The 527-nt window shown below is 57.1% G+C and carries 1 pseudogene; it reads right to left on the reverse strand.

Annotated features, from left to right (window positions below):
* A pseudogene (locus tag A7X77_RS33745) lies at window positions 1-304 on the reverse strand (hypothetical protein); the annotation flags it as partial.
* Window positions 305-527 lie beyond the last annotated feature (223 nt).

Genomic DNA, 527 nt, shown 5'->3' on the forward strand with positions numbered 1-527 from the left:
ATCTCCCGGGTGGCGTGGGCGCTGCCGGATGCAAGAACGGCACAGCCGCCAGTCCCAGGACAGTCACGCATATGTCATCCCAGCGCGGTAGAATTTCGGGTAGTTTTGGACAGTCCGTCGCCAGCGCTCCTGGCCCGGAGCGCTCTGCCTGTCCCAACGCCACCAACGCATCACACCCCAACTGATAAGCTGTCATGCTGTCGTCGGACCATCTCAGCGGTGATCGACTGGCCACCGGCAGACTTTCCTTCAGGAACTCGATGACAGCGTTTGGCCAATCGTCGTTCGGTCCGTTCGCACTCATTCACTTCTCGCCACCTTGCCCGGATGATGCAACTATTGCATGTCGTCGGCAGCGCGTCATGGGTTTTGGCGTTGTGCGACGGATTTTGATTAACAATCTCGTTCGAACCAATCAGGGCCAATGAGACAGCGACCGTCAGCTCCTCGAAAGTGCCTATCGCAGGTCATTCAGACGTCTTCATGACTAGGAGATTGCCGGGCCAGCGATCGATATTATCTTGCTA

Origin of the sequence: Rhizobium bangladeshense, assembly GCF_001662075.1 — a bacterium.
In the GTDB taxonomy this organism is placed as follows: Bacteria; Pseudomonadota; Alphaproteobacteria; order Rhizobiales; family Rhizobiaceae; genus Rhizobium; species Rhizobium bangladeshense_B.